This is a genomic window from Microcoleus sp. B5-D4 (genome assembly GCF_036705145.1).
Classification (GTDB): domain Bacteria; phylum Cyanobacteriota; class Cyanobacteriia; order Cyanobacteriales; family Microcoleaceae; genus Microcoleus.
Window position 1 is genome coordinate 43677 of the sequence record NZ_JAUBTV010000039.1, and the last position, 6061, is coordinate 49737.

At 45.6% G+C, this 6061-nt stretch carries 7 protein-coding genes; 3 read left to right on the plus strand and 4 right to left on the minus strand.

The genetic code is table 11. From position 1 onward, the window contains the following. Position 1 precedes the first annotated feature (1 nt). Both QUB10_RS18600 and QUB10_RS18605 read left to right on the plus strand, forming a co-directional pair. Positions 2–337, plus strand: a complete 336-nt coding sequence (locus QUB10_RS18600; RefSeq protein ID WP_333052758.1) for a DUF433 domain-containing protein — start codon at positions 2–4, stop codon at positions 335–337. Further along, positions 334–681 (plus strand): DUF5615 family PIN-like protein, encoded by a 348-nt coding sequence (locus QUB10_RS18605; RefSeq protein ID WP_333052757.1) that lies wholly within the window; start codon positions 334–336, stop codon positions 679–681. Before QUB10_RS18600 ends, QUB10_RS18605 begins: the two co-directional genes overlap by 4 nt. Before the next feature lie 66 nt (positions 682–747). Here the strand turns inward: QUB10_RS18605 and ilvA are convergent, their stop codons facing one another. After that, positions 748–2280 (minus strand): threonine ammonia-lyase, biosynthetic, encoded by a 1533-nt coding sequence (gene ilvA, locus QUB10_RS18610; RefSeq protein ID WP_333204444.1) that lies wholly within the window; start codon positions 2278–2280, stop codon positions 748–750. A 303-nt stretch (positions 2281–2583) separates the two neighbouring features. Here ilvA and QUB10_RS18615 point away from each other — a divergent pair, with 303 nt between their 5' ends. Then, positions 2584–3138 carry a GNAT family N-acetyltransferase gene (locus QUB10_RS18615; protein ID WP_333204408.1) on the plus strand — a complete coding sequence of 185 codons (555 nt, stop codon included), beginning with the start codon at positions 2584–2586 and terminating at the stop codon, positions 3136–3138. A gap of 91 nt (positions 3139–3229) precedes the next feature. Here QUB10_RS18615 and QUB10_RS18620 read toward each other — a convergent pair whose 3' ends face one another. The 3 genes from QUB10_RS18620 to QUB10_RS18630 all read right to left on the minus strand — a co-directional run. Further along, a complete protein-coding gene (locus QUB10_RS18620; protein ID WP_333204410.1) occupies positions 3230–3799 on the minus strand; it encodes a hypothetical protein in 570 nt (189 codons plus the stop codon). Between the two features lie 188 nt (positions 3800–3987). After that, positions 3988–4845: a bifunctional class I SAM-dependent methyltransferase/HIT family protein gene (locus QUB10_RS18625; protein WP_333204412.1), complete on the minus strand. Its 858-nt coding sequence runs from the start codon at positions 4843–4845 to the stop codon at positions 3988–3990. 109 nt (positions 4846–4954) lie between these two features. After that, positions 4955–6061 (minus strand): Hsp70 family protein (locus QUB10_RS18630; RefSeq protein ID WP_333204414.1); only part of this gene is annotated, 1107 nt, incomplete at its 5' end.

Genomic DNA, 6061 nt, shown 5'->3' on the forward strand with positions numbered 1-6061 from the left:
CATGACATTAGCAGTTGTAGCTGAACAGGCCCCCCTAAAGACCAATGCTGACGGCGTAGTGCGAGTCGGTAACACTCGCGTGACTTTAGATACCGTGATTGCAGTGTTTAAGCAGGGAACAACCGCGGAGGAAATCGTTTATCGTTATCCGTCGTTGAGATTAGCTGACGTGTATGCCACCATCGCCTTTTACCTCAATCATCAGCAGGAAGTCGAAACGTATTTGCAGCAAAGACAGCAACAAGCACAAGAGATTCGCAAAATGAATGAGGCAAGGTTTGATCCGCAGGGATTGCGTGACAGATTGCTGGCCCGCAAGGCAGAGAAATCGGCATGAAATTCCTAGCTGATGAAAACTTTGACAATACAATTGTTAGAGGTTTGATGCGTCGCAAATCAGACATTGACATTGTTCGCGTCCAAGACGTTGGCTTATCCGGTGAAGATGACCCAACAGTGCTGGAATGGGCGGCCGAAGAAGATCGGATATTACTAACCCATGATGTTGCTACTATTACCCGCTATGCCTATGAACGTATGGCGGCAGGTAAGTCAATGCCAGGAGTTTTTGAAATTACCTTCGATGCACCCATTGGTCGAGTTATTGAGGATATTCTAATCCTTCTGGAGTGCAGTCTTGAGGGAGAATTGGCAGGACAAATTCAGTATCTTCCTTTATGATGAGTTGCAACCGTTTAATTTAGCTTTGCCGCACTAAAAGCCCGATCGCCCTTTCCCCAAAAAACCCTACCTCAAAAACAACTTATAAGCCGGATTTTGACTCTCATCCCCATACTGATAGCCCAGCGTATCCAAAAAAGCCTGCCACTCCTTCATCTCATCCGGCGGTACCTGAATTCCCACCACAATTCGCCCGTAATCTGCGCCATTATTTCGATAGTGAAAAACGCTGATATTCCAGTTAGGGCTCATCGAACCGACAAACTTCATCAACGCACCCGGACGTTCGGGAAATTCAAAGCGATAAAACAATTCATGATTGGCCAGCATGGAACGCCCGCCCACCATATGCCGCACGTGCAATTTCGTTAATTCATCATCAGTTAAATCCAAAGTCTTGAAGCCACAATCTTCAAAACTTGCGGCTATATTCACCGCATCGGCACGGTTTTGAATTTGCACGCCTATAAAAATATGTGCTTCTTTTTCATCCGCAATTCGATAGCTAAATTCAGTTAAATTACGTTTGCCCAGACATTCGCAAAACCTGCGGAGACTTCCCGGTTGTTCGGGAATTGTGACTGCAAAAATGGCTTCGCGGCGTTCGCCAAACTCGGCTCTTTCTGCTACAAAACGCAGCCGATCGAAATTCATGTTTGCGCCGCAAGCAACAGCAATTAATGTTTCTCCTGCGATTTGTTCCCGTTCCACGTAAGCTTTCGCACCTGCGATCGCCAAAGCGCCAGCAGGTTCTAAGATCGATCGCGTATCTTCAAAAACATCCTTAATCGCCGCGCAAACATCATCCGTATGCACCAAAATAATCTCATCCACATACTCCTGACACAACCGAAAAGTTTCCTCCCCCACTTCTCGCACAGCAACGCCATCAGCAAATAAACCCACCTGCGACAAACGCACCCGTTTACCCGCTTTCAGCGATTGATTCATTGCATCGGAATCCACTGGTTCGACGCCAATAATCTTAATTTCCGGCCGCAACCGCTTGACATAAGCCGCAATTCCCGAAATCAATCCGCCGCCACCAATTGCCACAAAAATCGCGTGAATTGGTTTTTGATGTTGCCGCAGAATTTCCATGCCGATCGTACCCTGTCCAGCAATCACGTAGGGATCATCAAAAGGGTGAATAAAAGTCATACCTTTTTGGGCCTCTAATTGACGCGCAAAGGCGTAGGCCTCATCGTAAGCATCCCCATGCAAGACTACCTCTCCACCACGGGCTATCACCGCATTTACCTTCACCTGCGGCGTCGTTACGGGCATGACTATGATCGCGCGAGTCCCCAAGTGGCGGGCGGCGAGGGCGACTCCTTGGGCGTGGTTGCCGGCGGAAGCTGCAATGACACCTTGTGCTAGCAAATCCGGCGACAGTTGCGCCATTTTGTTGTACGCACCCCGCAGCTTGAAGGAAAACACCGACTGCATATCCTCTCGCTTCAGCAAAAGTTTATTGTTGAGCCGTGCTGATAGATTCGGGGCGCATTCTAGGGCTGTTTCTTGAGCAACATCGTAGACGCGGGCGGTGAGGATTTGTACTAGGTAATCGCAAAGCATGGGGTTAGCAGGTTGGTTGATGCCAGATGGTGGGATAATTGTAGGGCACTTGTGTTAGTATTTTGCGGGGAATTGGCGATCGCAACTTTCCAATAATAACTTTTCCCTTTGGGAACATAAGGAGCGTGAAGACTATTAATAATATTTCGTTTTTGCCGTTTCCCAGGTTATAAAATCCGGTTTGTGAGCGGTATTATAGCAGTTCTCAATAAAATGAGGTATGCCCTATGCCCTATGCCCTATGCCCTATGCCCTAGATCCGAGAGAACCTCATCTTACTGAGAAAGGCTATAGTCCGTAATCCTTGATTTAGTATGTAAATTCATGAACGTACAAATTACAGATTTGCGTGCGGGCGACGAGCCAAAAATTCAACAGGTAGCTAGATTAATACTTGAAGGTTTTAAAGAGCATTGGCCCGATGCTTGGCCCGATCTAAAATCTGCTTTGCAAGAAGTGCGAGAATCTTTGGAAGCCGATCGCATCAGTCGAATTGCTGTGGCCGACAACAATCAAGTTTTGGGATGGATTGGCGGGATTAAACAGTATGACGGTAATGTTTGGGAACTGCACCCGCTGGTAGTAAGAACAGAATTTCGCGGACAAGGAATTGGTCGATCGCTCGTAGCTGATTTAGCAACAGAAGCTAAAAACCGGGGAGGGCTCGTGCTGTGGGTGGGTACCGACGACGAAGACAATCAAACCACTCTTTCAGGCATCAATCTTTATCCTAACGTTTGGGAACACATCGCCAAAATTAGAAATTTGCGCGGTCATCCCTACGAATTTTATCAAAAAATGGGTTTTGCGATCGTGGGAGTGATGCCCGACGCGAACGGAATTGGCAAGCCCGATATTTTCATGGCAAAGCGGTTGTAAAGTTTAAGGTAGGTTCTAAATTTACTGGCCGGTGGCTTGCCAATCCAACACTTAGCAAAATTTGTTGTTGAAAGTTTCCCAGAAAATCTGTCTAGTCTGGAAGTGCGAACCCCGTTCGAGGGTCGCTAATAAACAAACCCAGAACTAACGAATCCATCACCGTATCCCAGACAGGAGTCACACGCTCTGCATCGTCCACCCAGTAATCAAAAGTAATCAAACACTGAACATTAGAACCCAATCCAATACAGATTCGCGAATAAGCTTCCCGCTGTTCTGGAGGATCGATAAACTTAAATTCCGTCCAAACAACGCGGGCAGTTTGTCGCTTCAATTGGATAATTTCCCCAAAAGCGATCGGATTTCTGGTATCATCTTCAACCACCTTCTGTAATAGCGGCACCAGCGGAAAATCTGCCCAGTTATTAGGTGGTAGCAAATTAAACGAAACCTCCAAACGACAATCATCATCCGGCGGCTTTTTATCCGTAAATCGGAACGACTTAGTATCCGGTTCAAAATGCCAATCTTCCGGGACATCAAAGCGGACTGCACCTCTTCCTGCTACAAAAATTCGAGTTCCAGGCTTTGACTTCCAATTGTGGTCTTCTTTGAGTTCTAGAGTTTCCTTGAGCCATGCTTGCTTTTTGCGCTTAGACATAAACAGAACACCAAATTGCTGCTAATGTGTAGTTTTAGACCTTGCAAACACATTTTAACTCTATTTGGCTCGCCGTTTGCTCAAAGATAACAATCCTTACAAAAATTATGAATTCCTCTCTTCTCTATCCCTCTGTGTTCTCTGCGCCTCTGCGGTAAAAAATAATTCCTTTCACAATTTGCTAACTTTTATTTTTCACTCTTGGGAATCACATACCTAATTCCCCCTTTATTCCCAGCCGCATCACCCCTGTAACGAGGGATAACATGAATAGCCGCATGACTGCGACTTTGACCAGCCTGTTTATTAATATTGATTCCCACATTAAAACCGTCAGGCTGAAACTCTTTACTTAACATTTCTTGCACCTTATTAGCCATAAACCAGCAAGCCGATTGCTCTCGAAACGGCAGTTCAAAATAATTGGCAACGTGACGCTTGGGGATGATTAAAACATGACCTTTGCTGGCGGGATAACCGTCAAACATCGCATAAGCTGTTGCTGATTCTGTGAGTAAAGTTAAATTTTTGTAAGGATTGCAGAATATGCAGTTATTAGTCGAATTTCTTTGATGGTTGTAATGCACGTATTTGTAAATTTCGCAAGACTCATCTAGGTGAACTGGCTTAAAAGGAAGTTTGACAATGCACTGATATGTAGGCTTTTTGTGGACATAATGTTCTCGAAAGCCTTCTTTTTTGATATCCCTTCTCACCGCAAAATACGCATTCCCTCCCGGTTTCAACAGGTGCGAAACTTCCATCAAGACATTAGCTTGTTCTTCAGGAAACAAAACATTCAAAACATAAAAGCAAATGATTGTGTCGAATTTATCATCGGGGAATTCCGGGAAATAATAAGGGTCATAACCCGTAATATCGAAGCCTTTTTGCTGCAACAATCTCACATCGCTGCCCAAGCCGCACCCAAAATCTAAGACTTTGCCTTGCAGCAAGTTTTTATCCAATAAAAATCTTGCCGGGAATGACAGGGAAATTCTTTCGATTGCCGTCAGGTGGCTGAATTTATTTTGTTGCTTTTTCATGGCGGCATAAATTTGATTTTAATCGATATTCTTCAGTCCGCGCACGCTCAGGACGAAAGTTTGTGTAGTACCGATTTCAATCTCCGAATGTTATCTAAAAATTTTACCATTATTGCAGTTTGGCGATCGCCCCTTTTTCCACCAACACCTTACCAGTCACCAAATCCCGCACCGTCGCCAACAAAACCCGCCTCTCATCCACCTCAAAACTCACCGAAACCCTGTCAATTCCCAATACCCCAGGCGGGTTCAAATGCGCTACGCAAACCTGCTGGTGGTGGCTTTCCAGAGAGCGAAAATCCGTCTGTTTGTTGAGGCAACTGCTCGTCATTTGCCCTTTTTCGTTAAAAATAACCTCCGCTTGTGATACCTCCGCAACTTCCCCAATATCTAACCGAATTTCCCTTTGCCCTTCAATTGCCACTTGCAGCGTCAACTCTTCGGAACTTTGACAGGGATACTTCATTTCCTTGCTAAATATCGGCGAATAAGCATAAGCTTTAGCATAAGGTTCCCAGAGGCGAATTGCATAGCTGTGGCGCAAATAATCATCAACACTTACCAATTGTGTCAACGCTAAAGCACCGTGCGCCACAGCTTCAAAAGGCTTGTCTCTTTGGACTTTTTGCCGCCCAAAATACGAAACCACTAAATTAGATACAGCCGGAATTAAAGAAGTTCCTCCTACCAGCAAAACCTGTTCGATATCTGCTTTGCCGATCCCTTTTCCCTGTGCAATACTCAGCACTTCATCTAAACTTTCCCGCAACTGTTCTAACAACTGCCTAGATTCCAGAATTTCCTCAAGCTTGTCTCGGTTTAGCTGCAAGTCGTAAGACATAAAATTTTCATCGTCAAACCAGCTTTCCTTCGCCTCATTAACTTGAGAAAGTTGAATTTTTAATTTTTCCGCTATTTCTAATAAGTTTTGCCAGCCAATTGCGCCGACTTCTGCGCGCGACGAACCAATTTGTCGCAAATAATCTTCGACAATCCAGATGTCAATATCTTCGCCGCCGACATAAGCATCGGATTTTGCCAATACTTCGGCACGTACCCCCCCCAGCCCCCCCTTGGTAAGGGGGGGAGCAAGATTTGTCCCCGCGTTGGTAAGGGGGGAAGCGAGATTTTTCTCCCCCTTGGTAAGGGGGGAAGCGAGATTTTTCTCCCCCTTGGTAAGGGGGGAAGCGAGATTTTTCTCCCCCTTGGTAAGGGG

What these genes read in the sequence shown, in the direction of transcription:
- QUB10_RS18605 (WP_333052757.1), top strand. Translation starts at nt 334, where the DNA reads ATGAAATTCCTAGCTGATGAAAACTTTGACAATACAATTGTTAGAGGT.
- QUB10_RS18625 (WP_333204412.1), bottom strand. Translation starts at nt 4,845, where the DNA reads ATGAAAAAGCAACAAAATAAATTCAGCCACCTGACGGCAATCGAAAGA.
- QUB10_RS18600 (WP_333052758.1), top strand. Translation starts at nt 2, where the DNA reads ATGACATTAGCAGTTGTAGCTGAACAGGCCCCCCTAAAGACCAATGCT.
- QUB10_RS18620 (WP_333204410.1), bottom strand. Translation starts at nt 3,799, where the DNA reads ATGTCTAAGCGCAAAAAGCAAGCATGGCTCAAGGAAACTCTAGAACTC.
- QUB10_RS18615 (WP_333204408.1), top strand. Translation starts at nt 2,584, where the DNA reads ATGAACGTACAAATTACAGATTTGCGTGCGGGCGACGAGCCAAAAATT.